Raw genomic sequence first — 25,095 nt, forward strand, 5'->3', positions numbered from 1 at the left:
TTACAATGCCGCTTTTGGCGCAAACGCCACCCCATATATACCGCCAAGCAGGAGCGTTTTAATGACTCACGTTGTGACCGAAGGCTGCATCAAGTGCAAATACACGGATTGCGTGGATGTGTGCCCGGTGGATTGCTTCCGTGAAGGTCCCAACTTTCTCGCCATCGATCCGGACGAGTGCATCGACTGCGCCGTGTGCGTCGCCGAGTGCCCGACCAATGCGATCTATGCCGAAGAAGACGTTCCGGGCGACCAGCAGCAGTTCACCGAGCTGAACGCCGAGCTGGCGAAGAACTGGCCGTCGATCACGAAGACCAAGCCGGCACCGGCCGACGCGGACGAGTGGAAGGACGTGCAGGACAAGCTGCACCTGCTCGAGCGCTGATCGCGAAGCCGCGCCGCAGAAAGTTTTTTGCGCATCGTCGCCCAAAAGTGTTGACAGGTTAGCGAACACTCCATACAATCTCGTTTCTCTGCTGTTGTTGTTTGTTCCCCGATAGCTCAGTCGGTAGAGCGCCGGACTGTTAATCCGTAGGTCCCTGGTTCGAGCCCAGGTCGGGGAGCCAAAAACGCAAAGGCCCGTTGAAAGTGGACGGGTTTTTTGTTGGCCACCAGACAAACACGCAGATGTACCGATTTATTCCCCGATAGCTCAGTCGGTAGAGCGCCGGACTGTTAATCCGTAGGTCCCTGGTTCGAGCCCAGGTCGGGGAGCCAGACAGCGAAAGGCCCGTCATTCGACGGGCCTTTTGTTTTTCCGGCGCCCGCCGGTCGCCGTCGCGCATGCTAGAGTCTCTGTCCCGCATTCGCATCCGGTTCCGTCGATGAAGCACCGCCTCCTTTCCGCCGCGCCGCTCGCCCTTCTGCTCTCCGCCTTTGCCGCCGCGCCACTCGCGTACGCGGAAGAAGTCGGCAGCGTCAACACCCATTTCCGCGTGACGGGCTCCGACCGCGTGGTCGTCGAAGCATACGACGATCCGCTCGTGACGGGCGTCACTTGCTACGTGTCGCGGGCGCGCACCGGCGGGATCAAGGGCACGCTCGGCGTCGCCGAGGATCCGAGCGAAGCGTCGATCGCGTGCCGGCAAGTCGGCCCGCTCAGCTTCAAGGAGCCGCTCAAGCAGCAGACCGACGTGTTCAGCGAACGGATGTCGTTCATCTTCAAGACGCTGCACGTCGTGCGCGTAGTCGACAAGAAGCGCAACACGCTCGTCTACCTGACCTACAGCGACCGCATCGTCAGCGGCAGCCCGAAGAACGCCGTCACCGCGGTGCCGATGCCGGCCGGCACGACGATTCCGGTCAAGTAAGGCCGCGCCGGCCGAGCGCGCGAGCGATACACTGTCGATTCGACCGCCTTCGCGCCCGACCATGTCCGCCACCCGTCTTCTTCCGGACTCCGCACGCTACTGGCGCACGCCGCTGCTGCCGGACGCGGATCTGCTCACGGCCACCTATCGCGACCATACGTTCGCGCCGCACTGGCACGACGCGTACACGATCCCCGTGATCCTCGAGGGTGCGGAGCGCTATACCTGCCGCGGCAGCGGCCATGTCGCCGAAACGGGCACCGTGCCCGTGATCAATCCCGGCGACGTGCACACGGGCTCGCGCGCGACCGACGAAGGCTGGTGCTATCGCGTGAGCTACGTGCCGGTCGACTACATTCGCGCGCTCGCGAGCGCGATCGCGGGGCGCCCGCAGGATGCGCCCTGGTTCCCGTCCGACGTGATCCGCGACGCCGATCTCGCGGCACGGCTCGCGCTGGCCCACCGGATGATGGAGGCCGGCAGCGAACGCATGCCGCCGTTCTACCCCCACGAGCAACCGGCCGCCGATGATCCGGCCGCCGCGGCACCGCGCGTCTACGATCCGCTCGCCGCCGAAACGGCGTTGCTCGATGCGCTGTCGACATTGATCGTGCGCCATGCCGACGCGCGGCAGCAGCCGGCGGTGCTCGCGGCCGACGAGCCGCGCGTCGACGCGATGCGCGAACGGCTCGCTGCCGATCTCACGTGCACGGTCACGCTCGACGACGTCGCGCAGGCCGCCGGCCTGTCGCCGTTTCACGCAGCGCGCCTGTTCACGCGCACGACCGGGATGCCGCCGCATGCGTGGCGCAACCAGCTGCGGCTGCAGCGCGCGCTTGCGCCGTTGCGCGCGGGCGTGTCGATCGCCGAGGTCGCCGCGTCCAGCGGTTTCGTCGACCAGAGCCACTTCACACGGCATTTCAAACGGATGTTCGGCGTGCCGCCCGGACGCTGGCAGGCGCGCTGACGCACCCTCCCTGCGTTCGACACCACGCGGCAGCCGGCACGCATGCAGCGCCGCAGGCGCCCGCGAGCGCAAGAACATACAAGCCGCCACGGCATCGCCCCCGCTATCCTCCATTTCATGGAGACGCGCCCCTTGAACCCTACCCCCCGACCTTCGCCCCCGCCTCGCCGCCCGCTCAACGAATGGCTCGACGGTGCCCGCGACACGATCCCGATGATGATCGGCGCGGCGCCGTTCGGCGTGATCTTCGGCACGCTCGTCGGCGGCGGCCCGCTCGCCGCATGGCACGGCGCGCTGATGTCGCTCGCGGTGTTCGCGGGCTCCGCACAATTCATCGCGCTCGGCCTGATCGCCGGCAGCGCGAGCTTCGTCGTCGTGCTCGCGACGACGTTGATCGTGAACCTGCGTCACCTGCTGTACAGCGCGACGCTCGCGCCGTACGTCGCGCACTTGCCGCTGCGCTGGCGTGCGACGCTCGGCGCGCTGATGACCGACGAGGTATTCGCGGTCGCCTACGCGCACTACCGCCACTTCCCGCCGGGTACGATCGGCCCTCACTACTTTTTCGGCTCGGGTCTCGCGATGTACCTGAACTGGCAGGTCTGGACGCTCGCGGGCATCGGCTTCGGCGCGGCCTTCCCGGGCCTCCAGTCGCTCGGCCTCGATTTCGCGATGGCGGCGACCTTCATCGCGATCGTCGTCCCGCAACTCGGCACGCTGCGCTATTTGGCGGCCGCCGCGACCGCCGGCGCGCTCGCGTACTTCTGGCAGGGCTGGCCGTACAAGCTCGGGCTGCTGGGCGCGGTCGCCGCCGGCGTCGTGGTCGGCGTCGCGCTCACGCTGCTGCACGAGCGTTCGCGCACCGCTTCACGCACGGAGGCCGCATCGTGAGCTACGCGCTGTTGATCCTCGGCATGGCCGTGATCACCTATGCGATCCGGACGACGCTGTTCCTGTTCGGCGAGCGGCTGACTTTCCCGCCGCTCGTGCGGACCGCGCTCGGCTTCGTGCCCGTCACCGTGCTGACCGCGATCATCGTGCCGATGACCGTCTCGCCGCACGGCGGCGCGGCCGAGCTGACCTGGCGCAATCCGCAGCTCGTCGGCGCGCTCGCCGCGGTGCTCGTGTCGGCGACGACGCGCCGGCCGCTCGTGACGATCGCGGTCGGGCTCGCGGTGTTCTTCTTCTGGCAAGGGGTCGTGATGCCGCACTGGCTGTCGGCCTGAGCGAACATCGCCGGCCGCGCTCAAGTTTCCGTCCGGCGCGCCGATATAGGGAATGAAGACCCGCCATCGGCCTCGGCGCGAACCGGTCCGTCGACGCTGCGCCCGCACCGGTGCGCGGTGTCGGCCACCGGCCCGCGCAGGCCGCCATCGAGACGACTCATGGGCCAGATCACCCTTTCCCTCAAGGACGACACGCTTGCGTCCCTGCGCAAGGACTACGACGCATTCGTGCGCGTGTCGCTGAAACTCGACCCGCAGTTCGCGACGCCGTCGTTCGAGGATTTCCTGCGCGCCAAGCTGCTCGACAACATGGTGCCGCTAACCGAGCATGCCGTGCAGCGGATGCTCGAGGGCGGCCAGTATGCGTGGGCAAAGCGCACGCTCGACAAGGAATTCCCGGACGTCGTCGCGATCCTGATGCGGCAGGCCGGCGAATTCGGCTTCGGCTTCGCGTCGCGCTCCGAATGGACGCCCGACGAGCTCGCGAAGGCGTGCCGCGACTGGGCCAAGGCGATCGTCGCCGAAGCGCAGGGCGACGCGTCGCTCGTCGATCCACTCGCGGCGCAGATCAAGAGCGCGGTGCACGACATCCAGGCGCTCGAGGAAACGATGCAGACGCCCGCATGGCGGCTCGCCGAATCGCTGCGCCAGCGCATCTACGAGGCGAAGCTCGCATGCGAGATGAGCGTTGGCAGCGCCGCGCGCGACAAGCTCGGCGAACTGCGCGGCCTGCTGCGGCTCGGGCTCGCGCACGGTTCGTTCCAGAAACAGGAAGCGCAGCAGATCATGGAATACCTGCGGCTGCTGAAGCCCGAGATCTTCGTCGACGAGCCGTACGACGTATTCGCGCGGCTCGCCGCGTGGCTGCGCAGCGTGTTTACGCCGTCCGCCGCACAGCCGGCGCATGGACCGGGGCCGGAACAACGCCGGCCATGACGGCCCGCCTCCACGCATGAAGAACGGCCCGGTTCGCACGAAGCGAACCGGGCCGCGGATTGATCGCCGTCACGACGCGCCGTCCGGGGCGAGCGTCGTGCGACGTCGGGGTGCCGCTTACTGCGCGGCGCCCGAGGCCGATGCACCGCCCTGCACGCCGACCGACGCGCCGCCTTCGACCGCCTCGTCACCCACCTTCGACTTCGCCGACCCTGCGTGGTGCTTGGCCGACTTCATCGCATGCTTCGCGTGCTTCTTGGCCGAGTGGACCGACGACGCCGCCGTATCCTGCGCGCCGCCGGCTGCCGCACCAACCGCATCGGTCGCACCGCCGACCGCATTGCCCGACGCGTTCGCGCCGGCCCCACCCTCCATACCCGCGCCGGCGCCTGCCCCTGCGGCCGGCGCCTGCGTCTGCACGCCGGCGCCCGCGGTACCCTGTACCGCGCCGCCCGTCTGCGCGAATGCGGCCGAAGTGGCAAACGCCGTCAGCGCGGCACCGATCAGCATCGTACGAATCTTGGACATGACCATCCTCCTCAAGAAGTTGTGGGCGCGAACCGCCTCGATGCGGTCCGTCGCGTCCCCTGCCGCAACACGCAGCAGGTACGACGAAAGACCCGCGGGCGGACCGGCAGGTTCTCGAATCTCTCAGACTGTTACCCACCGTTTCATTTGCTGACGAATCGCTCACAGTCCTTAACAACTGCGGCCCGCGAACCTGCACGAACGTCCGCGCTCGCGTGCGGGGCCGCGGTGCCGTATGATGCGGGGCGGTTCCTCCCGCGCATCGCGCGCTTCCTTCGTCATGCCCAATCTGGATTTCACGCTGACCGGCGAATACGTCGAGCTGCACAACCTTCTCAAGATCACCGGCCTCGCGGACAGCGGCGGCACCGCGAAGATGTTCGTCGCGTCCGGCGCGGTGAAAGTCGACGGCGTGGTCGAGCTGCGCAAGACCTGCAAGATCCGCGCGGGCCAGGTCGTGCTGTTCGGCGATACGCGGATCGCGGTTCACGACGCATAGCGGTTCCCCCTGACCGTGACATGGCCATCGGCGCGCGTTCGACACCGTTCGAATAAAGCCGTAAGCTAGCCGTCTCTCAAAATAAATACAGACGGCGCGGGCCCGCACCCGCGCGAGCGCCCATTCCATGTCGCATTCCGGTCTTACGCGGACGGCCGCCGCGCCGCCGTCCCTGTCCAGTCATGCCGCCGATACCGCCCGCCTCGCCGCGCCGCTCGCGATCGCGCAACTCTCGCAGATGGCGATGAGCGTCACCGACACGGTGCTGCTCGGCTCGCTCGGCCCCGATTCGCTTGCGGCGGGTGGCCTCGGCGCGAACTTCTTCTTCGTCATCGTGACCGTGCTGCAGGGCGTGCTGTCGTCGGTCAGCGTGAGCGTCGCGCATGCGCGCGGCGCGCAGGCGGAACACCGCGTGCCGCACATCTACTGGACCGGCTTCGTGCTGTCCGTGCTGCTCGCGATTCCGGCGATCGTCGCGCTGTCGCTGTCCGAACCGATCCTGCTGATGTTCCACGAACCGCCGACGCTCGCGCATCACGTCGGCGAGTACACCGGCATCCTGCGGTTCGCGGCGCTCGGCAGCCTGATCGGCGTCGGACTGATGCGCGCATTCCTCCCCGCGATCGGCGCCGCACGGCGGCTGTTGTGGGTGTCGATCGGCGGCGTCGGAATCAACGGCGTGCTGAACTACGGACTGATCCACGGCGCATTCGGCTTGCCGCGGCTCGGCTTCCTCGGCTCGGCGGTCGCGACGACCATCACCATCTGGCTCACCGCGCTCGCGCTGATCTGGCTGCTGCACGGCCGCCAGCGGTTCCGTCATTTCGTGACCGCCGCCCGCCCGAAACTGCCCGTGATGGGCGAACTGATCGGCATCGGCTGGCCGGTGGCGATCACGTACGGGGTCGAATCGACGCTGTTTCTCGCCACGGGCCTGACCATCGGCGTGCTCGGTGCGACGTCGCTTGCCGCGCACCAGATCGCGCTGAACGTCGCGTCGGTGGCGTTCATGGTGCCGCTCGCGATCGGCCAGGCCGCCAACGTGCGGGTCGGCTACTGGATCGGCGCCGGCCAGCCGGTCGCCGCGCGGCATGCGGGCTTCGTCGCGCTCGGCCTCGGTGTCGCGTTCATGTCGCTGTCGGGGCTCGTGCTGATCGTCGCGCCGCATGCGATCGTCGGCCTGTACCTGCACCTCGACGATCCTGCCAACGCGGCGACCGTGTCGCTTGCCGCGTCGCTCCTCGGCATCGCCGCGGTGTTCCAGATCGTCGACGGAATGCAGACTGTCGGGTCGGGCGCGCTGCGCGGGCTGCGGGATACACGCATTCCGATGCTCGCGGCGGCCCTCGGCTACTGGGGCATCGGCTTCCCGACCGGCTACTGGCTGGCGTTCCACGCGGGCCTCGGCGCACGCGGCCTGTGGTGGGGGCTCGCGGCCGGCCTCGCAAGCGTCGCCGTGCTGATGGCCTGGCGCTTCCATCTGAAGACCGCGTCGCTCGTCGCATCGACGCGCTGAGCGCGACACGACGCAAAATCGCGGCCGGCGCTATGCTTGTCGGCTGAAGACCCACGACGCCGCGCCAGCGGCGCGACTGCCTCACGATACGCCAGACGCCGCGCGACGCGCGGCCTTTCCCCTTCCCAAGAGGAGTGCATCATGAACGAAGCAGTGCGGATGGAACGCGATACGTTCGGCGAGATCGCCGTGCCAGCCAACCGGCTCTGGGGCGCGCAGACCGAGCGCTCGCTGCAGAATTTCCGGATCTCGACGGAGAAGCAGTCGCCCGAGCTGATCCACGCACTCGCGATCGTCAAGCGCGCCGCGGCCGCCGTGAACCAGTCGCTCGGCGTGCTGGCCGACGACAAGGCACGCGCGATCATCGACGCGGCCGACGAGATCATCGCGGGCAAGCATCCGCGCGAATTCCCGCTCGCCGTGTGGCAGACGGGCTCCGGCACGCAGACCAACATGAACCTCAACGAGGTGATCGCGAACCGGGCGAGCGAACTGCTCGGCGGCGAGCGCGGCGAAGCACGCAAGGTCCACCCGAACGACGACGTGAACCGCGGCCAGTCGTCGAACGACGTGTTCCCGACCGCGATGCACGTCGCGGCCGCCTATGCGATCGTCAACCACCTGCTGCCCGCGCTGCGCACGCTGCGCGCGACGCTCGACGCGAAGTCGAAGGCCTTCGCCGACATCGTGAAGATCGGCCGCACGCACTTGCAGGACGCGACGCCGCTCACGCTCGGGCAGGAATTTTCCGGCTACGTCGCGCAACTCGACCAGGGCGTCCGGCACGTCGAATCGGCGCTGCCGCACCTGTACGAACTCGCGCTCGGCGGCACCGCCGTCGGCACCGGGCTGAACGCGCATCCGGAGTTCGCGGTGCGCGTGGCCGATGAGATCGGCCGGTTGACGAAGCTGCCGTTCGTGACCGCGCCGAGCAAGTTCGAGGTGATGGCGGCCGCCGACGCACTGGTGTTCGCGCACGGTGCGCTGAAGACGGTCGCGGCCGGCCTGATGAAGATCGCCAACGACGTCCGCTGGCTCGCGAGCGGGCCGCGCTGCGGGCTCGGCGAACTGTCGATTCCGGAAAACGAGCCGGGCAGCTCGATCATGCCGGGCAAGGTGAATCCGACGCAGTCGGAAGCCGTGACGATGCTGTGCTGTCAGGTGTTCGGCAACGACGTCGCGGTGAACGTCGGCGGCGCCAGCGGCAATTTCGAGCTGAACGTGTTCCGGCCGATGATCGCGCACAACGTGCTGCAGTCGGTGCGGCTGCTCGCCGACGGCGCGCAGAGCTTCAACGACCACTGCGCGGCGGGCATCGAGCCTAACCGCGCGCGCATCGACCTGCTGCTGAACGAATCGCTGATGCTCGTGACGGCGCTCAATCCGCACATCGGCTACGACAAGGCCGCGCAGATCGCGAAGAAGGCACACAAGGACGGCTCGACGCTGAAGGCCGCCGCGCTGGCGCTCGGCTACCTGACCGAGGCGGAATTCGACGCGTGGGTACGCCCTGAAGAGATGATCGGATCGCGGTAATCGCGCATCCGACGCGATGACGGGCGCGGCGCGCATGTGCGGCGCCCGTTGTTGTCAGACGGTGCCTTTCGCCACTTCTTCAGGTTTCATCTCGACGATCTTGTCGAGGGCGGCGCGCACGTCGGCCGCATACTTCGCGAGCACCTTCTGCTCGTCGGTCTCGGGCACGAACGGCGGCACCGGCACCGGGTTGCCGTTCTCGTCGACCGCGACGAACACGACCAGGCAGTCGGTCGTCTGGCGCAGCACGCCGCCCTTCGGATCGCCGGCGTGCACGGACACATGGATGTGCATGCTGGTGCGGCCCGTCGCGACGACGCGCGCCTTCAGTTCGACCAGGTTGCCGACGAGGATCGGGCGCTGGAAACGGATGTTGCCGACGCTGACCGTCACGCAATAGCGGCTCGACCAGACCGCCGCGCACGCATACGCGACCTCGTCGATCCACTTCATCAGCGCGCCGCCATGCACCTTGCCGCCGAAGTTCACGGACGACGGCTCGGCGAGGAAGCGGAATACGGTTTCGGTGCGGTCGAGGGCGGCCGGTACAGGGGACGGTTGGGACATCGTGGTAGCTCCAGGCGGCGGGGGTACGGCAATCGGCGCATTATACGTTGCACTGCGGCAACACGTCGCAGTGCCCGCCGCGCGGCCGCGACGGCACGCCCGCCCGCGCGTCAAACCGGCAACGGCACAGGAAATCGGTGCCCGTCAGCGACGCACCGTGATTCCCTGATCGATCGTCCCATACATCTCGAGGCTGCCGCGCCGCTCGCCGGCGGCACCTGCACCGCCCTGCGCACAGGCCGCGCAGAGGAGCGCGGCCGCAATCAGGCAGAAAATCGTCTTCATCGTTGCATCGTGTCGCATCCGGCGGCCCACTGCCGCCGCGTCCAGCCATTCTACGCATGCGCGGCCGGTGGCTGCGGTTCGTACGGCGCCCCGATGCATCCGACATTTCATCCGAACGCGAAACATCGAATACGCGCAGCACCTACACTGCAGTCATTCCGCCTGACGAGACACGTCGATGACCGATCAAGACGACCACCACTTTCCGGGCCTGAGCCGGATCGGCGCAATGATCGCCGATCCGGGGCGCGCCGCGATGCTATGGGTACTGATGGACGGCAGCGCGCGGCCGGCCGGCGAATTGACGATGATCGCGGGGCTGTCGCCGTCCGCGGCGAGCGCGCACCTCGCGCGCCTGACCGAAGGCGGCCTGCTCGCGCTCGACGTGCGCGGCCGGCACCGCTACTACCGGCTCGCGTCGGCCGACATCGCGGCGTCGCTCGAGGCGCTCGCGAACGTGGCCCGCGCGGCCGCGCCGAACCGTCCGGTGCCACCGCCATCGCGCACGGTGCCGGCCGAGCTGCGCTACGCGCGCACGTGCTACGACCACATGGCCGGCGAGCTCGCGGTTCGCATCTTCGACGGGCTCACCGCACGCGGCTGGCTGCAGGCGGACGGCGACGCGATCGAGACCACCGAGCTCGGCACGCAGGCACTCGCGCGCTGGGGCATCGACGTCGCGCAGCAGCGCACACGCCGGCGCCGCTTCGCATGCGGCTGCCTCGACTGGAGCGAGCGCCGCGCGCATCTCGGTGGCGCGCTCGGCGCCGCGCTGCTCGACAGCTTCTGCGCACACGGCTGGATCGAGCGCGCCGCACGGCCGCGCGTGTTGCGCGTCACCGTGCCCGGACAACAGGTTTTCGACGACTGGCTTACGTCCGCTTGACACGCATGTTGCGACCGGACGACAACGGCACGCGATGGACAGGTTTTGTTACATCGCGTGCCATCCGACTTACAAAACACCGAGCACTGAAACAGGCCGAGCGGATATTGTGAACTCAACGGCACGAATCGACGCGCCGCGATAACGACGAAGACGCTCATGATGGCCTCCCTGTTCACGCTCAAGCGCACCGCCCGCTGCACGCTGCTCGCATTCGCCGCGCTGGCGACCCTTCCCCCCGCATTCGCGCAAGCGACACAGGCCGCGGCGTATGCGACGGCCGCCCGGCAGCCGGGCGGCGATCCGCCGAGCCGCGTCGCCCGGCTCAATTACATGTCGGGTGCCGTGACGACGGAGCCCGCCGGCACCGATACGTGGTCGTACGCCGCCGTGAACCGGCCGCTGACGACCGGCGACCAGCTGTGGAACGACGCCGGCGCGCGCTCGGAACTGCACATCGGCTCGACCGCGGTGCGACTCGGTGAATCGACGAGCCTGTCGGTGCTGAACCTCGACGATGCCACGACGCAGCTGAAGGTCGGGCTCGGCACCGTATCGACGCACGTGCGCGATCTGCCGTCCGGCGGGTCGTACGAAATCGATACGCCCAATCTCGCGCTCGGCATCTCCGGACCCGGCGACTATCGCGTCGATGTCGCGCCGAACGGCGCGAGCACGACGGTGACCGTGCGCAGCGGCAGCGCGACCGTCTACGGCAGTAACGGGCAGTATCCGCTGTCGCCCGGACAGCAGGTCGTGTTCACCGGCACCGACCTGCAGGTCGCACAGCAATCGGCCGCGCCGAACCCCGATGCGCTCGACCAGTGGGCCGCCGGCCGCGATGCGGCCGAGCAGCGCTCGGTGTCGGCCCGCTACGTATCGCGCGACGTGCCGGGCTACCAGGATCTCGACGCGAACGGCACGTGGCGCGAAACCCCGAATTACGGCGAGGTCTGGGTGCCGAACGACACGCCGGCCGACTGGGCGCCGTATCACGACGGTCACTGGATCTGGCAGGCGCCGTGGGGCTGGACGTGGGTCGACGATGCGCCATGGGGCTTCGCACCCTATCACTACGGCCGCTGGGCCTACGTCGACGACAGCTGGGCGTGGGTGCCCGGCCCGATGGTCGTCAGCCAGCCGCCCGTTTACGCGCCCGCTCTCGTCGCATTCGTGGGCGGCGGCGGCGGCCCGGACTGGAGCGTCGCGCTGACGGTCGGCGGCGTCGCCGCGGCCGGCTGCGCATGGTTCGCACTCGGCCCGGGCGAACCCTGGCATCCCGGCTGGGGTGGCTGGAGCCCGCATTACTACGACCGCGTGAACCGGAACATCGTGGTCAACAACGTCACGGTGAACAAGACCGTGAACGTGACGAACATCACCAACATCACGAACATCAACAAGACGTACGTGAATTTCCGCGCGCCGCACGCGATCACGGCCGTGCCGGCATCCGCGTTCGTGCACGGCCAGCCGGTCGCGCACTTCTCGCAACGCGTCGATCCGCAGCAGTGGCGCAACGCGCACGTGATGCCGGGCACGCCCGGCATTGCGCCGGTTCGCCAGAGCTTTACCGGCGGACTGCGCACGGCCACCTACCGTCCGCCGGCGGCGATCGGACAGCACGCGTTCGTCGCGACGCGCAATCCGGCGGTGCCGGCCGCGTATCGCGACCAGGCAGCCGCCCATCTGGCACGGCAGGGCGGCCACGTGCCGGGCGCGGGCGCACCGGTCGTGAGGACGAGCGTGCCGGCCGACTATCAGGCTCGCCCGGTCCGCGTTCCGGGCAACCCGAAAGCTGGTGCATGGGCAATGCGCAACGTGCAACTCGTGAATCCGCACGGTCCCGTCGTGCAACCGGCGCAGGCGCCACGCGAAGGCCAGCCGGCCCTGGCACAGGCGGCACGGCCGGGTGCGCCGATGCCGGTCGTGCCGAATGGTGCGCGGCCGATGAATGGCGAAGCCCCCAATGCGCCGCATTTCGCCAACGGCGCCGTGCCGCAGGCGCCGGGCAATCCCGCTCCGCATCAGGCATTGGGCTCCGGAAATGGCGTCCCGCATCCGCCGACGGTCGCCAACGAGCCGGCCGGGCGCGACAACACGCATGCAGCGGCGGCGGCGCCCGCGCCCGCGTGGATGCAGCCGCACACGCCGATGGCACGTCAGCGCCCGACGCCGCCGACCGCACTCCACGCAGCGGGACAGAACGCACTGCCACCTGTGCGCAGCGCGGCGCCGGCCCCGCATCCGGAAGCCGCGCCCGGCACGCAACCCGGCGGGCGGCAGGAAACGCCGCGCGCGTTGCCGCAACCGCGACTCGACACGACCGCGCAGATTCCACAGCCGCGTCCGCGTCCCGATTTCGCGGCCCCGGCCCAGCATGCGCAGCCGCGGCCCGAACGGGCCGCTCCGGCACCGCAACCGCGTGCCGAATTCGCGCAACCGGCACCGCGCCGCGAAGTCGCGCCGCCGCATGTGAACGAGTACCGCCCGCCCGCGCCCGCCGTGCATGAAATGCCGCGCCCGCAGCCGCAGGCCCCGCGCATGGAGCCGCGGCCGTCGATGCCCGCGCCGCACATGGAACCGCGGCCGCAACCGGCACCGCATGTCGAAGCGCCGCACCCGAGCAATCCGCCGCCCGGCAGCCACGACGAGCGGCGCCACCAGTAACCGCGCCCGATGAAACGGAAAGGCCCGACCGGCGAGCGTCGGGCCTTCTTCATTCTGCCGGGCGCGGGGGGCGCGTCACCCGCGCCGCCGTCGAACGCCGCTGCTCAGACCGCCATCGGCGCGGTCAGCGGCTCATGGTGCCGGTAGCCGACGAGCGAAAAATCGGACGGCTCGATCTGCTCCAGCCATTCGGGCGCATAGACACCCGTCTTCGCGTAGTCCGGCACACGCTCGGCAATCTCGAGCCGAGGGCTGTCGTACGGCTCGCGCGCGAGCTGCTGCTGCAGCATCTCGAGCTGGTTCTCGTAGATGTGCGCGTCACCGATGAAATACGTGAACCAGCGCGGCGTGTAGCCCGTCAGCCGGCCAACGAGCGACAGCAGCGCGGCCCCTTCCGTCAGGTTGAACGGCGTGCCGAGCCCGACATCGTTGCTGCGGATGTACAGGCACAGCGAAATCTCGCGCTTCGTGACGTTCGGCAGGAACTGATACAGCAGATGGCACGCGGGCAGCGCGATCTGGTCGAGTACGGCCGGATTCCATGCGTGAAACAGAATGCGGCGATCGGCCGGATTCTCCATGATCGTGTCGAGACACTGGCGCAGCTGGTCGATCGCCTTGTACAGCAGCACCTTCGGCACCCCGTCCTCGTCGAAGCGCGTGACGGTCCGGAAGCCGCGGCGCGTCGCGTCGGCGATCTGCGCATCGGCGCCCGCGTCGAGCACCTTGTAGCCGGGCCACTGGCGCCATTGCACGCCGTACACGTCTCCCAGGTCGTCGACGCCCTGACGGTACGGGTTCGCAAGCCATTGCGCGTTGTCGTTCGCGTTCGCATCCCACACCTTGCAGCCGAGCGCGCGGAAATCGGCCGCGCTGCGCGATGCGCGCAGGAAACCGACCAGTTCGCCGATCGCGGACTTGAACGCGAGTTTCTTGGTCGTCACGGCCGGGAAACCTTGCTGCAGGTCGAACCGCAGCATCGCGCCGGGCATGCTGATGGTGCGGATGCCCGTGCGGTTCTCCTGCCAGGTGCCGGTGTCGAGGATGGTACGAACGAGGTCGAGGTACTGTTTCATGCGGGTTCCTTCGGCCGCGAGGGCGGCCGTTACCCGCCAATTTTAGCAAGCGTGATGCGGAACCTCCGGCAATGGCGCCGAAAACCCTGCTAACGGGTCGCCGCGATCGCGCATGCCGTGCGCGCACATCAGCCTGTACAGCGTGACGCGCGACACGCCGAGTTCGCGCGCCGCATCGGCAAAACGGCCGCGGTGACGCAGCAGCGCCTGCTCGATCACCTGCCGCTCGGCCGCTTCCCGCGCCTCGGTGAGCGAGACGGGCGCCAGTACCGCGAATTGGTTGAGTTCGAGATCGGCTGCGGTAATCATCCGGCCCTCCGACATCACGATCGCCCGGCGCACGCGATTGATCAGCTCGCGCACGTTGCCCGGCCACGAATAGCCGTACAGCGCGGCAATCGCGTCCGGCGAGAAGCCGCGCAGGCGGCGATGCGCATCCCCCTTGAAACGCTCGAGCATGTGGCGCGCCAGCAGCTCGATATCCTTGCCGCGCGCGCGCAGCGGCGGCTCCTCGATCTTCAACACGCACAGCCGATGAAACAGGTCCTCGCGGAACCGCCCTTCGCGCAGCGCCGCTTCCATGTCCACGTGCGTCGCGCAGATCACGCGCACGTCGACCGGCACCGATACATGCGCGCCGAGCCGCTCGATCTTGCCTTCCTGCAGGAACCGCAGCAGGCTCGCCTGGCTCTCGAGCGGCAGGTCGCCGATCTCGTCGAGAAACAGCGTGCCGCCGTTCGCGGCCTCGACACGGCCGATCTTGCGCTGGTTCGCGCCCGTAAACGCGCCGCGCTCATAGCCGAACAGTTCGGCTTGCAGCAGCGTCGACGGAATCGCACCGCAGTTGATCGCGACGAACGACGCTTGCGCACGCGCCGAGCGCTCGTGGATCGCAACGGCCGTCAGCTCCTTGCCGGTACCCGATTCGCCGGAGATGAACACCGGTGCATCGGTCGTCGCGACGCGCCGGATCGTCCTGAAGAGCCCGAGCATCGCGTCGCAGGTGCCGACCATCTCGCCTTCGGCACGTCCGGCGCCGACGGGCGCCGCTACCGGGTCGGTCAGTGCGACCATGCCGTGCGCATGGCCGATGGTCTCGACGATGCGCGACGCCTCGTACGGCATCGTTACGTAGTCGAAACAATAGTCACGAATGAGATGCCGCAGCGTGGCGTCCTGCAACTGGCCACGTCGGGTCGCCGCAATCCAGCCGATGTGCTGGATGCTCAGACACGCTTCGAGTTCGCGCAGATCCGCGGGCCGAAAACCGGGCGAGAAATCGAGCAGGCCGGCCGTTGCCACGCCGTGCTGCACGACACGCCGCACGTCGCGTGCGCTTTCCGCAAGATCGACTCGCCACCCGCATTCGTCGAAATGCCCGCGCAATGCGTCGCTCGGCTCGCGCGAGAAATAGATCACATGCCGCTGCTCGGCTCCCATATGCTCACCCCGTTCATCAACCGTCTAACGATTGCCGCACACGCCAAGTCGCGTGCAAAAGGATCGAACCGGGTCAGCCGAAGCGGCTCGATTCGCCATGCCGATGCGCGGCGACGACAAGCCTCGCATGATGGCGCTTATCTCGCGTCCAGTTATTTTTTTGATCAAGACAGCTTAGTTATAGGCGCCGAATACGATAAACCGATTACAGCGCTGATGGGCGAACGGTCGAATCGCTCAATGGTCGACGTTGATCAATCGTCTGCACATAGCCAACGCGCAGCGACGCGACCTGCATCGACACACGCGCCGATTTTCATCCTGGAAGCGTACCGATTGAATCCGCAGTATTCCCAAGCCCCTTCGTTTCACGCCTGAAACATTTCCCGGCGTTTTCGATCGCGACTCACGACGCGCCCCCGCGAATCGCAGCCGCGACAAGGCTCCTCACCCGATGGCATGCATTTCGCTGAATGCTCAACGGATCGGAGAATGCGGCCATGCGAACTCTTTTTCCACTGTATTGCGTGCAGCTGACGATTGCGTTCGCGCTCGCGTGCCCGTTCATGCCGGCACGCTCGGAGGAATACGCGAGACCCGAACGCGCGATGCTGCTTGCCGATAACGCGCTGCGCATGCAACAGGACCACCGGATCAGCATCGTGCCCGTCGCCGCGGCGCAACCGCGTTCGTCGGACAAGACATCGGTGACGCTGTGGGACGAGCTCGTCCCGCCGGCTCCGCTGCCGATGCCGATTCCTGCTCCGCTCCCCGTCAACACCCAGCATGCGATGGAAGGAAACGCAGGAAATCACATGCATCAATAATCGGCGCACGATTCCATCACGCCGCTCAATCGATCAGGATTCCATATTGAATTGAACGACGCAGGTCGTTTCCTGCAGCGTCGATATCGCGACGCAAACCGCTTTTGTGTCCGCCCCCCGGCGGGCACGCTTTTTATTCGGGACATCACCGCGCAAAGGCTTCACCGTGTCGCCACCGCCGACGACGTGCGGCAGGCCGGAAACCGCAAATACGCGCGCGCGCATCCGCAGCGGCGCAGTCGCGCGCCGCCATTCCGGTAGAATCGGCGCCATTCCGGTTCTCCTCTTCCCCGACCTTCATGACGACGTTGACCCTGATCGTCGCGCGCGCCCGCAACGGCATCATCGGCCGCGACAACCAGTTACCCTGGAAACTTCCCGAGGACCTCGCGTTCTTCAAGCGCACGACGATGGGCGCGCCGATCGTAATGGGCCGCAAGACCCACGAGTCGATCGGCCGCCCCTTGCCGGGCCGCCGCAATATCGTCGTCACGCGCGACGCGGCGCGCCGTTTCGACGGCTGCGACACAGTCACGTCGCTCGCCGACGCGCTCGCGCTCGCCGCGCGCGACGGCGTGGCCGAAGCGTTCCTGATCGGCGGCGCGCAGCTCTATGCGGAAGGCCTCGTGCTCGCCGACAAGCTGGTCGTCACCGAGATCGATGCGGACTTCGACGGCGATGCGTCGTTCCCGGCGCCCGATCCCGCGCACTGGCGCGAAGTGTCGCGCGACCCGCACCAGGCCGCCGCGCCGAACACGTTCGGCTATGCATTCGTCGTGTACGAGCGCAAGCGCGGCTGACACGCGGCACACGATAAAAAAGCCCGACCGGCTCACTCGCGCCGGTCGGGCTTTTTCGTTTCCTGGCGGCCGATGCCGCGCCGCTTACTGCCCGGCGATCGTCATCTGCTCGATCAGCACCGAGCCCGTTTCCTTCGTACCGCGCACGATCGAATCCGCGCCGATCGCGACCATATGCCGGAACATCTCCTGCAGCGTGCTCGCGACGGTGATTTCCTCGACCGGATACTGGATCACACCGTTCTCGACCCAGAAGCCGGCCGCACCGCGCGAATAATCGCCGGTCACGTAGTTCACGCCCTGCCCCATCAGTTCGGTCAGCAGCAGGCCCGTGCCGAGCTTCTTCAGCATCGCGTCGAAATCGTCGCCCGGCTGCGTGTTCGAGCTGCGCAGCGCGAGGTTGTGCGAGCCACCCGCGTTGCCGGTCGTCTGCGTGCCGAGCTTGCGCGCCGAATAGGTCGACAGGAAGTAGCCTTCGACCACACCGTCGTTGACGACGCTGCGCGCACGCGTACGCACGCCTTCCTCGTCGAACGGCGCGCTGCCCATCGCGCGCGGCACGTGCGGATCCTCGACGACCTGGACGTGCGGTGCGAACACCGGCTTGCCCAGGCTGTCGACCAGGAACGACGTCTTGCGGTACAGCGCGCCGCCGCTGACGGCCTGCACGAACGCGCCGAGCAGGCCGGCCGCGAGCGGCGCCTCGAACAGCACGGGCACCTTGCGGGTGTCGAGACGGCGCGCGCCCATCCGCGCCAGCGCACGCTCGGCCGCATAGCGCCCGACCGCTTCCGGCGCCGCGAGATCGACCGCGCTGCGCTTCGACGAATACCAGTCGTCGCGCTGCATGTGGCGGCCGGTGCCCGCGATCGGCGCGCACGCGATGTAGTGGCGCGAGTACGGGTAGCCGGCGAGGAAACCGCGCGATGTCGCGAGCACGAACTGCGAATGCTGCGCCGACACGCTCGCGCCTTCCGAGTTGCGGATCTGCGGGCTGACCGCGAACGCGGCGTCTTCCGCGCGGCGGGCGAGTTCGACGGCCTCGTCGGCCGTCAGCGCCCACGGGTGATAGAGGTCGAGGTCACGCGGGTCGGTTTCGAGCAACTCGGCCTCGGCGAGGCCGGCCGCGTCGTCCTCGGCCGTGAAGCGCGCGATGTTGTACGCGGCGGCGACGGTATCCTTGATCGCGGCCGGCGAGAAGTCCGACGTGCTCGCGTTGCCGCGCTTCTTGCCGATGAACACCGTCACGCCGACCATCTTGTCGCGGTTGTGTTCGATCGTCTCGACCTCGCCGCGGCGCACCGACACCGACAGGCCGTCGCCTTCGGAGATTTCGGTCGCGGCGTCCGTCGCGCCGAGCGCCTTCGCGTGGCGAAGGATGTCCGAGGCAATTTCTTTGAGCTGGTCCTGCGTATGCGGGAAATAGCGCGCTTGTACGTCGAGATTGGCTGCCATCGTCGTGATATCCGGTGGCGGGCGAGCCGCCCGCATGTTCAAAATGTTGCGTATCCCGCGATCATAGCAAGGTCCGGGGCCACATACCGACAAGCTTGGGCTGTCCACGCCGCGATACAATGCCGCCCATGACACGCAAAACCCGAATCCAGCCGATCGAGCACGCCGACGACGACGCCGGCAATGGCTACGATCGCCCCAGCAAATCCCAGTTGAAACGCGAGATGCACGCGCTGCAGGAGCTCGGCCAGGCCCTGGTCGACCTGCCGAAGGACGCGCTCAAGCGCATGCCGATGCCCGAGGACCTCGCGGACGCCGTGCGCGAGGCACGCCGGATCACCGACCACGAAGGCAAGCGCCGCCAGCTCCAGTACGTCGGCCGCGTGATGCGCTCGCTGACCGACGAGGAAACGGCCGCGCTGCGCACCGCGCTCGACGCCCAGCGTGGCGTGAACAAGGCTGCAACCGCCCGCCTGCACTGGATCGAGCGCACGCGCGAACAGCTGCTCGCGAACGACGACGCGCTGACCGAATTCCTCCGCCAGCACCCCGAAGCCGACATCCAGGAAGGCCGTACGCTGATCCGCAACGCGCGCAAGGAAGCGCAGCAAGGCAAGCCGCCGCGCTATTTCCGCGAGCTGTTCCAGTGGATCAAGACCGCGGCCGGCACGGACGAGGCGGACGGAGACGAAGCGTCGGACGACGCCGGAGACGACCATGACGACGAAGCGTAACCACCCGGACGAACTCGTGGTCGGCCTCGTGTCGATCAGCGACCGCGCCAGCACGGGCGTCTACGAGGACAAGGGCATCCCGGCGCTCCAGGAATGGCTCGCCGGCGCGCTGCGCTCGCCGTGGCGCGCCGAGACCCGGCTGATCCAGGATGACGCACCGACGATCTCCGCCACGCTGGCCGAACTCGTCGACGTCGCCGGCTGCGATCTCGTGCTGACGACGGGCGGCACCGGCCCCGCGCGCCGCGACGTGACGCCCGAGGCCACGCTGGCCGTGGCGACGAAGGAAATGCCGGGGTTCGGCGAACAGATGCGGCAGATCAGCCTGAATTTCGTGCCGACCGCGATCCTGTCGCGGCAGGTCGCGGTGATCCGCGAGACGGCCGACCACGCGGCGCTGATCATCAACCTGCCCGGCCAGCCGAAGTCGATCCGGGAAACGCTCGAAGGGCTGCGCGACGCCGACGGCAAGTCGGCCGTGCCCGGCATCTTCGCCGCGGTGCCCTACTGCATCGACCTGATCGGCGGGCCGTACATCGAGACCGACGCCGCGGTAGTCGCGGCGTTCCGGCCGAAAAACGCGCAGCGCGCACCACGCTGAGTGCGTGCCGGCCCGCTCAGGCGGCCGGCGCGGACTCGCCTGCCGGCGCCGACGCGGCCGGAATCAGGAAATGCTCGCGGTAGTACTTCAGTTCGTCGATCGACTCGTGGATGTCCGCGAGCGCCGTGTGCATCGCGCGCTTCTGGAAGCCCTTGTAGATCGCCGGCTGCCAGCGGCGGCACAGCTCCTTGAGCGTGCTGACGTCCAGGTTGCGGTAGTGGAAGAATCGCTCGAATTCCGGCATCCAGCGCGCCATGAAGCGACGATCCTGGCAGATCGAGTTGCCGCACATCGGCGACTTGCCGGGCGACACGTACTGCGCAAGGAACGCCTGCAGCTGCGCGGCGGCATCCGCCTCGGTCACGGTCGACGCGCGCACGCGGTCGATCAGGCCCGAGCGGCCGTGCGTCGACTTGTTCCAGTCGTCCATCTTCGCGAGCGTTTCGTCGCTCTGGTGGATCGCGAACACGGGGCCTTCCACCGCGATGTCGAGTGTGGAATTGGTCACGACGACCGCGATTTCGATGATGCGGTCGTTATCCGGGTCGAGGCCCGTCATCTCCATGTCGAGCCAGACGAGGTTCAACTCGTTGCGCACGAGCGCGGGCTGGCTGGCGGAAGCGGCGGTATCGGTCATGAGTCATCCTGGAAAATGGCGGACGGCGCGCGGCGCCGCCCGGGCGGCCGGCATCGCGTGAGCGGGCCCGGTCCGCAAGAACATATAATTCTCGCATAGAACCCTTTGGCGCCTTCGATGTCACCCTTTTCGTTCACCCTGCTGTTCGCGATCGCCGTGCTCGCGATGGTCGTCACCAAGCTGTGGCTCGCGTCGCGGCAGATCCGCTTCGTCGCCGCGCACCGCAACGGCGTGCCCGTACAGTTCAGCGCCACCATTCCGCTGACCGCCCACCAGCGCGCGGCCGACTACACGGTCGAGCGCACCCGGCTGGCGATGTTCGAGATCGTCGTCAGCGCGGCCGTGCTGGTCGGCCTCACGCTGCTCGGCGGCGTTGGAGTGCTCGACACGCTGCTGACGGGCTGGCTCGGCCGCGGCTACGGGCAGCAGGTCGCGCTGGTCGCCGCCGTCCTCGCGATCATGAGCGTGATCGACGTGCCGTTCGAGTATTACCGCCAGTTCGGGATCGAGCAGCGGTTCGGCTTCAACCGGATGACCAAGCGCCTGTTCTTCACCGACATGCTGAAAAATACGCTGCTCGGCGCCGTGCTCGGCCTGCCGCTGCTGTTCGTCGTGCTGTGGCTGATGAACCAGGCCGGCAGCCTGTGGTGGCTGTGGACCTGGATCGTCTGGGTCGCGTTCCAGATGCTCGTGCTGCTGATCTATCCGACCTTCATCGCGCCGATCTTCAACAAGTTCGAACCGCTGAAGGACGAGGCGCTGCGCACGCGCATCGAATCGCTGATGAAACGATGCGGCTTCGCGGCGAAGGGGCTGTTCGTAATGGACGGCAGCCGCCGTTCCGCACACGGCAACGCATATTTCACGGGCTTCGGCGCCTCGAAGCGGATCGTGTTCTTCGACACGCTGCTTGCGCGGCTGACGGGCGAGGAAATCGAGGCCGTGCTCGCACACGAACTCGGCCACTTCAAGCGCCGCCACGTGATGAAACGGATGCTCGTGTCGTTCGTGCTGAGCCTCGTGCTGCTCGCGCTGCTCGGCTGGCTCGCGCAGCGCACATGGTTCTATACGGGCCTTGGCGTCACGCCGTCGCTCGACACGAGCAACGCGGGTGCCGCGCTCGTGCTGTTCTTCCTCGCGATCCCCGTGTTCCTGTTCTTCGCGACACCGTTCAGCAGCCTGACGTCGCGCAAGCATGAATTCGAGGCCGACGCGTTCGCGGCCAGCCAGACCGACGCGCAGGATCTCGTCAGCGCGCTCGTGAAGCTTTACGAGGACAACGCGTCGACGCTCACGCCGGACCCCGTCTACACGGCCTTCTACTACTCGCATCCGCCTGCGTCGCAGCGGATCGACCGCCTGATGCAGCACGCATGAGCCGGCCGACCTCCCGCAAGCCGGCCCCGCGCGCATCGGGCGCGCCGCGTGTCGAAGGCCGCGTGATCGCGGCGCACGGCCGCCACTACATTGTCGCGCCCGACGACGGCGGCCCGATGCTGCAGTGCTTCCCGCGCGGCAAGAAAAGCGAGATCGCGGTCGGCGACCGCATCGTGTACGAGCAGGCATCGGCCGACCAGGGCGTGATCGTCGAGATCGGCGAGCGGCGCAACCTGCTGTACCGTTCCGACCAGTTCAAGTCGAAGCTGTTCGCGGCCAACCTCGACCAGTTGCTGATCGTGCTCGCGACCGAGCCCTATTTCAGCGAGGACCTGCTCGGTCGCGCGCTGATCGCGGCCGAAGCGAACGAGCTGAAGCCGCTGGTCGTGCTGAACAAGATCGACGTCGAGGCCGCGCTGCCGGTCGCCCGCGAGCGCCTCGCGCCCTACCGCGCGCTCGGCTACGATGTGCTCGAACTGTCGGTGAAGGGCTCGCCGGACGATGCGCGCGCGCAGCTGATGCCGCATCTGGCCGGCCATTCGACGATCCTGCTCGGCCAGTCCGGGATGGGCAAGTCGACGCTCGTGAACCTGCTCGTCCCCGATGCCGAGGCCGCGACCCGCGAAATCTCGGCCGCGCTCAACAGCGGCCGCCACACGACGACATTCACGCGCCTGTACCCGCTCGAAGGCGGCGGCGCGCTGATCGATTCGCCGGGTTTCCAGGAATTCGGCCTCTACCACCTGACGGAAGGCCGCCTCGAGCGCGCGTTTCCGGAATTCCGCCCACTGCTCGCGGACTGCCGTTTCTATAATTGCCATCATCTGCACGAGCCGGGCTGCGCGATTCTCGAAGCCGTCGCCGACGGCCGCATTGCGCCGTCGCGGCATGCGCTTTACGCGCAACTCGTGCACGAGGCAAGCCAGATCGTCCGCTGACCGCACGGCGGACTGAAGGCGGCCGGCCCAGCCCGGCCTTCACCGACAGGAGCCGCGATGCGTTTCAAGGCCCCCGATCTCGCCACCGCGCAGCATTGGGCGAATGTGCTGCAGGTGGCCGGCATCGGTTGCGAGCTGCACAACTGCTATGCGACCGGCGCGCTCGGCGGCCTGCCCGCCGACGCATGCACCCCCGAGCTGTGGCTCGACGACGAGCGCGACGATGCGCTCGCGCGGCGGCTTCTCGATGCCGCGTCGCACGGTCCGTCGGCCGGCGCCGCGCCGTGGCGCTGCCGCCAGTGCGGCGAGGCGCTCGAGGCCCAGTTCACCGCCTGCTGGCAATGCGGCGCCGTGCGCGATCCGCTCGACGACTGAACCGATTGATCCGACGCACAGCAAAAAGGCCGGCATGGAAGCCTGCCTTTTCATTTCATCGCGCACTGCGCTGCAGCGTCACGATATCCAGACGGCCAGCGTCAGCATCAACAGCAGGATCATCCACAGGATCACGGCGCGCCACACCAGGCCGACCGCCGACTGCAGCGTGCGCGGCGTGCAATCATCACCGACCGTCAACGGACCGCTGTCGCCGACCGCCAGCGCGTCGAGGCTCGACGGTTCCGCCAGCGGCCCCGCGAGGCGCGCGCCGAGCGCGCCGCTGCCGGCCGCGAGCAGCACGCCGTCGTTCGGGTCGGGCCACTGGCGCGTGTGATTGCGCCACGCGTAGATCGCGTCCTCGAAGTTGCCCACGATCGCGAAGCCGAGCGCGGTCAGCCGCGACGGAATCCAGTCGATCACGAAGAAGGCGCGCTGCGCGAACGTCGAGAACGCGGCCGTGCGATCGTCGCCCGGCGTCGACCAGCTGCGCGCGAGATATTCGGAGATGCGGTACAGCACGGCGCCGGCCGGACCGATCGGCAGCACGTACCAGAAGAACACGCCGAACACGTGGCGATGCGACGCAACGACCGCATGAATCAGCGTATGACGGACGATTTCGCCGACCGGCATGTCGACCGTGTCGAGGCCCGTCCACTCGTGCAGGATTTCACGCGCGCGCGGCACGTCGTCGTTGTTGAGCGCGAGATGGATATCGGTGAAGTAGTGGCTGAACTGGCGGAAGCCGAGCGTGAAATACACGACGACGACGTTCCAGATGAACGCGAGCACGAAGCTCACCTTGTACAGCAGGAAGTAGATCAGCGCGACGACCAGCACCCACGGCAGCACGACTGCGAGCCATGCGAGCACACCATGCTTTTGCTTGCCGGCGTCGAGGCCGTGCGCGACGGTTTCCGCATGAAACTGGAACAGCGCGAACACCGGATTGCTCGGCGACAACGCGCGGACCTGTTCGATGATGAGGGCGAGGAGAACCGAAAAGAAAGTCATGCGTGGCGCCGTCTTCGGAGTTATGTCATTTTTTGCATAACGATAGCACAGCGTAAGCCACGCATGGCTGCCGGCGCGACGGGCCGGGCGCCGGCCACGTGGGCAGGATCGGGCGGGATGCTATCCGGCTGCCAAGAAGCGGTACAGATTGCGCAACATGCCGGCAGTTGCGCCCCAGATGAAGTAATGCCCGCTCGATTCGCCATTCGGATAGGGCATCGCAAAAAAACGACGCTCGCCGCCTTCCCAGCAGAACACACGCACCTGATGGTTCGCGGGACTCATCAGGAACGCGAGCGGCACCTCGAAAATCTCGGCGACTTCGAACGTGTCGGCCTGCACGGTGAACGGCGGATGCACGAGCCCCACGACGGGCGCCACGCAGAAGCCGGTACCCGTCAGGTAGTCGGGCAGCGCACCGAGAATCTCCACCCGTTCGGCGGCCAGCCCGATTTCTTCCTTTGCCTCGCGCAACGCGGTCGCGGTCGTATCGAGATCGAACGGCTCGCGACGACCGCCGGGGAAGCTGATCTGCCCGGCGTGGTCGTTCAGGTGGTCGGCGCGCTGGGTCAGCAGCACGGTAAGGCCGCTCTCGCGCACGACGAGCGGCACGAGGACGGCGGCGCTACGCGGATCGACACCCTCCTGCAACCGTGCCTCGCCCGGCTCGACGCTCCAGTCGAGCGTGCGCGCGAAACGCTCGCGCAGCCCGGGCGGTGTCATCAGGCGGGCATCGATGGATGGCAGGCCGGCGCCAGTACCTTCGACCGGCAGCACTTCGGGATCAATGATGGGGCGGCGATTCAATGGGGCTCTCGGGTTCGTGACGTGTCGAGCATATTGTCGCGCCAGAATGAAAAAAGCACCCGGGAGGGTGCTTTTTCCTTACAGC

At 67.7% G+C, this 25,095-nt stretch carries 29 protein-coding genes and 2 tRNA genes; 21 read left to right on the top strand and 10 right to left on the bottom strand.

Going from position 1 to position 25,095, the window contains the following annotated elements; genetic code table 11:
- The first annotated feature begins 61 nt into the window (after positions 1-61).
- The 8 genes from fdxA (at position 62) to DIE06_RS16340 (ending at position 4,439) form a co-directional block, all read left to right on the top strand.
- A complete protein-coding gene (fdxA, locus tag DIE06_RS16305; protein ID WP_011544919.1) occupies positions 62-385 on the top strand; it encodes a ferredoxin FdxA in 324 nt (107 codons plus the stop codon).
- A gap of 105 nt (positions 386-490) precedes the next feature.
- Positions 491-566, top strand: a tRNA-Asn gene (locus tag DIE06_RS16310).
- Between the two features lie 75 nt (positions 567-641).
- Positions 642-717 (top strand) — tRNA-Asn (locus DIE06_RS16315).
- Positions 718-824: 107 nt separating this feature from the next.
- On the top strand, positions 825-1,310 hold the full coding sequence (locus DIE06_RS16320; RefSeq protein ID WP_124662302.1) for a CreA family protein: 486 nt from the start codon (positions 825-827) through the stop codon (positions 1,308-1,310).
- A gap of 61 nt (positions 1,311-1,371) precedes the next feature.
- Positions 1,372-2,277, top strand: coding sequence for an AraC family transcriptional regulator (locus DIE06_RS16325; RefSeq protein ID WP_124662303.1), 906 nt, complete (start codon positions 1,372-1,374; stop codon positions 2,275-2,277).
- 117 nt (positions 2,278-2,394) lie between these two features.
- Positions 2,395-3,168: an AzlC family ABC transporter permease gene (locus DIE06_RS16330; RefSeq protein WP_124662304.1), complete on the top strand. Its 774-nt coding sequence runs from the start codon at positions 2,395-2,397 to the stop codon at positions 3,166-3,168.
- Entirely contained in the window at positions 3,165-3,503 is a 339-nt protein-coding gene (locus DIE06_RS16335) for an AzlD domain-containing protein (protein ID WP_124662305.1), read from the top strand. Before DIE06_RS16330 ends, DIE06_RS16335 begins: the two co-directional genes overlap by 4 nt.
- A gap of 159 nt (positions 3,504-3,662) precedes the next feature.
- On the top strand, positions 3,663-4,439 hold the full coding sequence (locus DIE06_RS16340) for a DUF4088 family protein (protein ID WP_124611326.1): 777 nt from the start codon (positions 3,663-3,665) through the stop codon (positions 4,437-4,439).
- Between the two features lie 117 nt (positions 4,440-4,556).
- Here DIE06_RS16340 and DIE06_RS16345 read toward each other — a convergent pair whose 3' ends face one another.
- Positions 4,557-4,967, bottom strand: coding sequence for a hypothetical protein (locus tag DIE06_RS16345; RefSeq protein WP_124662306.1), 411 nt, complete (start codon positions 4,965-4,967; stop codon positions 4,557-4,559).
- A gap of 280 nt (positions 4,968-5,247) precedes the next feature.
- Between DIE06_RS16345 and DIE06_RS16350 the strand changes: the two genes are divergently transcribed.
- The 3 genes from DIE06_RS16350 to fumC all read left to right on the top strand — a co-directional run bounded on the left by DIE06_RS16350 (position 5,248) and on the right by fumC (position 8,518).
- Complete coding sequence (locus tag DIE06_RS16350; RefSeq protein ID WP_006753074.1) at positions 5,248-5,466, top strand: RNA-binding S4 domain-containing protein; 219 nt, start codon at positions 5,248-5,250, stop codon at positions 5,464-5,466.
- Positions 5,467-5,593: 127 nt separating this feature from the next.
- Positions 5,594-6,982: a multidrug efflux MATE transporter NorM gene (norM, locus tag DIE06_RS16355; RefSeq protein WP_124662307.1), complete on the top strand. Its 1,389-nt coding sequence runs from the start codon at positions 5,594-5,596 to the stop codon at positions 6,980-6,982.
- A 141-nt stretch (positions 6,983-7,123) separates the two neighbouring features.
- A complete protein-coding gene (fumC, locus tag DIE06_RS16360) occupies positions 7,124-8,518 on the top strand; it encodes a class II fumarate hydratase (RefSeq protein ID WP_124662308.1) in 1,395 nt (464 codons plus the stop codon).
- Positions 8,519-8,572: 54 nt separating this feature from the next.
- Here the strand turns inward: fumC and DIE06_RS16365 are convergent, their stop codons facing one another.
- Complete coding sequence (locus DIE06_RS16365; protein WP_014897688.1) at positions 8,573-9,085, bottom strand: acyl-CoA thioesterase; 513 nt, start codon at positions 9,083-9,085, stop codon at positions 8,573-8,575.
- Between the two features lie 144 nt (positions 9,086-9,229).
- Complete coding sequence (locus tag DIE06_RS38295) at positions 9,230-9,370, bottom strand: hypothetical protein (RefSeq protein WP_185733414.1); 141 nt, start codon at positions 9,368-9,370, stop codon at positions 9,230-9,232.
- A 178-nt stretch (positions 9,371-9,548) separates the two neighbouring features.
- Here DIE06_RS38295 and DIE06_RS16370 point away from each other — a divergent pair, with 178 nt between their 5' ends.
- Positions 9,549-10,256 carry a helix-turn-helix transcriptional regulator gene (locus tag DIE06_RS16370; protein WP_124662309.1) on the top strand — a complete coding sequence of 236 codons (708 nt, stop codon included), beginning with the start codon at positions 9,549-9,551 and terminating at the stop codon, positions 10,254-10,256.
- Positions 10,257-10,418: 162 nt separating this feature from the next.
- On the top strand, positions 10,419-12,926 hold the full coding sequence (locus DIE06_RS16375) for a DUF6600 domain-containing protein (RefSeq protein WP_124662333.1): 2,508 nt from the start codon (positions 10,419-10,421) through the stop codon (positions 12,924-12,926).
- Between the two features lie 104 nt (positions 12,927-13,030).
- Here the strand turns inward: DIE06_RS16375 and DIE06_RS16380 are convergent, their stop codons facing one another.
- Positions 13,031-14,002 carry a thymidylate synthase gene (locus DIE06_RS16380; RefSeq protein WP_124662310.1) on the bottom strand — a complete coding sequence of 324 codons (972 nt, stop codon included), beginning with the start codon at positions 14,000-14,002 and terminating at the stop codon, positions 13,031-13,033.
- A gap of 42 nt (positions 14,003-14,044) precedes the next feature.
- A complete protein-coding gene (locus tag DIE06_RS16385; RefSeq protein WP_124662311.1) occupies positions 14,045-15,442 on the bottom strand; it encodes a sigma-54 dependent transcriptional regulator in 1,398 nt (465 codons plus the stop codon).
- On the opposite strand from DIE06_RS16385, the gene DIE06_RS38300 reads away from it, so the two are divergent.
- Both DIE06_RS38300 and DIE06_RS16390 read left to right on the top strand, forming a co-directional pair.
- Positions 15,422-15,820: a hypothetical protein gene (locus DIE06_RS38300; protein WP_185733416.1), complete on the top strand. Its 399-nt coding sequence runs from the start codon at positions 15,422-15,424 to the stop codon at positions 15,818-15,820. The two genes, DIE06_RS16385 and DIE06_RS38300, sit on opposite strands and share 21 nt — an antisense overlap.
- Before the next feature lie 122 nt (positions 15,821-15,942).
- Positions 15,943-16,269, top strand: a complete 327-nt coding sequence (locus DIE06_RS16390; protein ID WP_124662312.1) for a hypothetical protein — start codon at positions 15,943-15,945, stop codon at positions 16,267-16,269.
- Between the two features lie 33 nt (positions 16,270-16,302).
- Here DIE06_RS16390 and DIE06_RS16395 read toward each other — a convergent pair whose 3' ends face one another.
- The gene (locus DIE06_RS16395; RefSeq protein WP_124662313.1) at positions 16,303-16,542 is read right to left on the bottom strand and encodes a hypothetical protein; all 240 of its coding nucleotides are present in this window, start codon (positions 16,540-16,542) and stop codon (positions 16,303-16,305) included.
- Between the two features lie 26 nt (positions 16,543-16,568).
- Here DIE06_RS16395 and DIE06_RS16400 point away from each other — a divergent pair, with 26 nt between their 5' ends.
- Complete coding sequence (locus DIE06_RS16400; RefSeq protein WP_124662314.1) at positions 16,569-17,069, top strand: dihydrofolate reductase; 501 nt, start codon at positions 16,569-16,571, stop codon at positions 17,067-17,069.
- 84 nt (positions 17,070-17,153) lie between these two features.
- Here the strand turns inward: DIE06_RS16400 and pmbA are convergent, their stop codons facing one another.
- The gene (gene pmbA, locus DIE06_RS16405) at positions 17,154-18,524 is read right to left on the bottom strand and encodes a metalloprotease PmbA (protein WP_124662315.1); all 1,371 of its coding nucleotides are present in this window, start codon (positions 18,522-18,524) and stop codon (positions 17,154-17,156) included.
- 128 nt (positions 18,525-18,652) lie between these two features.
- On the opposite strand from pmbA, the gene yjgA reads away from it, so the two are divergent.
- Together yjgA and mog are read left to right on the top strand one after the other, a co-directional pair.
- Entirely contained in the window at positions 18,653-19,258 is a 606-nt protein-coding gene (gene yjgA, locus DIE06_RS16410; protein WP_311767631.1) for a ribosome biogenesis factor YjgA, read from the top strand.
- Positions 19,242-19,859: a molybdopterin adenylyltransferase gene (gene mog / locus DIE06_RS16415; protein WP_124662317.1), complete on the top strand. Its 618-nt coding sequence runs from the start codon at positions 19,242-19,244 to the stop codon at positions 19,857-19,859. Before yjgA ends, mog begins: the two co-directional genes overlap by 17 nt.
- A 16-nt stretch (positions 19,860-19,875) precedes the next feature.
- Here mog and orn read toward each other — a convergent pair whose 3' ends face one another.
- The gene (gene orn, locus DIE06_RS16420; protein ID WP_057928086.1) at positions 19,876-20,496 is read right to left on the bottom strand and encodes an oligoribonuclease; all 621 of its coding nucleotides are present in this window, start codon (positions 20,494-20,496) and stop codon (positions 19,876-19,878) included.
- Between the two features lie 117 nt (positions 20,497-20,613).
- Between orn and DIE06_RS16425 the strand changes: the two genes are divergently transcribed.
- Genes DIE06_RS16425 through DIE06_RS16435 form a run of 3 tightly spaced genes read left to right on the top strand, consistent with a single transcriptional unit; the run spans position 20,614 to position 23,186 of the window.
- Complete coding sequence (locus DIE06_RS16425; RefSeq protein ID WP_124662318.1) at positions 20,614-21,873, top strand: M48 family metallopeptidase; 1,260 nt, start codon at positions 20,614-20,616, stop codon at positions 21,871-21,873.
- Positions 21,870-22,811 carry a ribosome small subunit-dependent GTPase A gene (rsgA, locus tag DIE06_RS16430; RefSeq protein ID WP_124662319.1) on the top strand — a complete coding sequence of 314 codons (942 nt, stop codon included), beginning with the start codon at positions 21,870-21,872 and terminating at the stop codon, positions 22,809-22,811. Before DIE06_RS16425 ends, rsgA begins: the two co-directional genes overlap by 4 nt.
- 57 nt (positions 22,812-22,868) lie before the next feature.
- Positions 22,869-23,186 carry a putative signal transducing protein gene (locus tag DIE06_RS16435; RefSeq protein WP_011351362.1) on the top strand — a complete coding sequence of 106 codons (318 nt, stop codon included), beginning with the start codon at positions 22,869-22,871 and terminating at the stop codon, positions 23,184-23,186.
- A 78-nt stretch (positions 23,187-23,264) separates the two neighbouring features.
- Here the strand turns inward: DIE06_RS16435 and DIE06_RS16440 are convergent, their stop codons facing one another.
- Entirely contained in the window at positions 23,265-24,203 is a 939-nt protein-coding gene (locus DIE06_RS16440; RefSeq protein ID WP_124662320.1) for a CobD/CbiB family protein, read from the bottom strand.
- 120 nt (positions 24,204-24,323) lie between these two features.
- Positions 24,324-25,010, bottom strand: a complete 687-nt coding sequence (locus DIE06_RS16445; RefSeq protein ID WP_124662321.1) for a CoA pyrophosphatase — start codon at positions 25,008-25,010, stop codon at positions 24,324-24,326.
- Positions 25,011-25,095 lie beyond the last annotated feature (85 nt).

Origin of the sequence: Burkholderia sp. Bp8998 (assembly GCF_003854235.1) — a bacterium.
In the GTDB taxonomy this organism is placed as follows: domain Bacteria; phylum Pseudomonadota; class Gammaproteobacteria; order Burkholderiales; family Burkholderiaceae; genus Burkholderia.